Source organism: Pseudomonas sp. BS-2016, from assembly GCF_001806145.1.
Lineage (GTDB): Bacteria > Pseudomonadota > Gammaproteobacteria > Pseudomonadales > Pseudomonadaceae > Aquipseudomonas > Aquipseudomonas lundensis.
On the sequence record NZ_MLCT01000111.1, the window covers coordinates 1 to 2,121 of the forward strand.

The window sequence follows — 2,121 nt, forward strand, 5'->3', positions numbered from 1 at the left end:
CTCACCGGGCTGGCGCAGGAACATCACGGGCGCCCGGCCTGAGCGCTCGGTGAACTTGAGCACCAGGCTTTGTTTCCAGTCGCTGACCTGGGAGGCCGGCAGCCAACCGTCGCTGCGACCATCGGTAGCGGCGCCGACGCGCACCCACGGGCTGCCATCGACTTCTTTGCGCTGATACACGTAGAGCACGGAAAACGCCGGCAGCGCTCTACCCGGCGGGCTCCCAGCGTCCACTGAAAGCTGGGCGCCGGGTTTGCTGAGTACACGCTGGAACAAGGTTTTCTTGCCTGCCATCAGCAACGGGCGCTGACCGCCATCCACTTCAGCGACAGCCACGGGCGGCGTCACCTTGGGCGCCACGGCGGCTGGCGGCTTGGCCGGTTCATCGCCGCCGTTCAACCACCAGTAGCTGGCGCCGCCAATGGCCAACGCGACGGCGACCGCCACAGAGGCCAAGGCCAATACCGGCCCACGGCGCTGCTCGGACGGAGCATTGTGCTGCGTCGGCGTGACCACCGGTTGACGCACTATTGGCTGCGGTTGCGGTTTATCCGTCGGAATGTCGATGGTGACAGGCGTGATGCCCGCCAGATCAACGCTCAATGGAATCGGCAGCGGCCGTACCAGCGTGGCATCCGATTCATCAGCAGGCAGTTGATCCAGCGCCAACAACAACGCTGCCGCATCCGGATAACGCTCCGCCGGGTCCTTGGCCAACAACTTGCGCAGCACACCCTGGTAGCGCCCGTGATGCACCGGCAATTCCGGCAAGGGTTCAGTCAAGTGCGCCAGAGCGGTGGAAAGCGCATCGGTGCCGTTGTAAGGCAGCTTGCCGACGAGGATTTCATACAGCACCACGCCCAGCGCGTAGAGGTCGGCGCGGCCATCGATCTCCTGACCCCGCGCCTGCTCGGGGCTCATGTAGCTCGGCGTGCCCACGGCAAACCCGGCCTGGGTGAATTGGGTGCGATCGTCCAGCGACTTGGCAATCCCGAAGTCCGACAACACCGCCGTGCCATCGGCCCGGAACAGAATGTTCGCCGGCTTGACGTCGCGGTGCACCAGCCCTTGGGCATGGGCATAGCCCAGGGCCGAGGCAATCTGGCGGATCAGCGTCACGCCCTGCTCCGGGGTCAGCCCAGCAGCAATGCGCTCCTTGAGCGTGCCATTGGGCAGGTATTCCATGGCCATGTAATACAGCTCACCGACGTTGCCGATATCATGGATGGTCACCGTGTGCGGGTGTGACAAACGCGCCAGCGTCTTGCCCTCGCGCAGGAAGCGTTCGCAGAAACTCGGGTCGGCCGCCAGCGCTGCCGCCATCACCTTCAACGCCACCTTGCGCTCCAGCGAGCGCTGGGTCGCCAGGTACACGCTGGCCATGGCGCCTTCGCCAATCTCGCCTTCGATGTCATAACCCGGGATGACGATGTTCATGACGAGACCTTCACGACGAGGGTGGTGATGTTGTCTGGTGCGCCGCGATTGAGCCCCAAGTGCACCAGGCTGCGCACGATTTCATCCGGCGCGTCATGGCTGAGCACGTCGCGGATTTCATGGTCTTCGACGGTCTTGTTGAGGCCATCACTGCACAGCAAATAGCTGTCGCCGGGAGCGATCAACAGGTCCACCGAGGCGACGTTCAACTGGGCCTCAACGCCAATGGCGCGGGTGACGATATTGGAGCGCGGGTGGGTGCGGGCGTCGGCTTCGCTGAGCAGGCCGCTGTCTTGCAGGTCTTGTACGTAGCTGTGGTCGCGGGAAATGCTTTCCAGCACGCCGTCGCGCAAGCGATACAGGCGACTGTCGCCGGCCCACAGGCACACCCCGCGCAAGCCGCGTGCGGCGAACACCACCACGGTGCTGCCCATCATGGTCACGCCACGGTTGGCGGTTTCTTCGCGCACGGCCGCGTTGATGCGCAGCAGGTCATTGCGCAGCGCCGCCGAGTATTCGTCCAGGGAGCGGCCCAGCGGCACATGGCGCAGGCTATCGACGATCAGGCTGCTGACATAGTCCCCCGCCGCGTGCCCGCCCATACCATCGGCCACCACCCACAAGCGGTTTTCCGGCAGGTCCAGAAAGGCATCTTCGTTGACTTGGCGAACCATGCCCACATGG

2 protein-coding genes are annotated in these 2,121 nt (G+C 64.5%); both read right to left on the minus strand.

Annotation, left to right across the window (positions count from 1 at the left end; all coding sequences use genetic code 11):
* On the minus strand, positions 1-1,437 hold a 1,437-nt coding region (locus tag BKD70_RS22770; RefSeq protein WP_139145802.1), incomplete at its 3' end, for a serine/threonine-protein kinase.
* The coding region (locus BKD70_RS22775) for a PP2C family serine/threonine-protein phosphatase (RefSeq protein ID WP_070415450.1) at positions 1,434-2,121 on the minus strand (688 nt) is incomplete at its 5' end. The genes BKD70_RS22775 and BKD70_RS22770, both read right to left, overlap by 4 nt.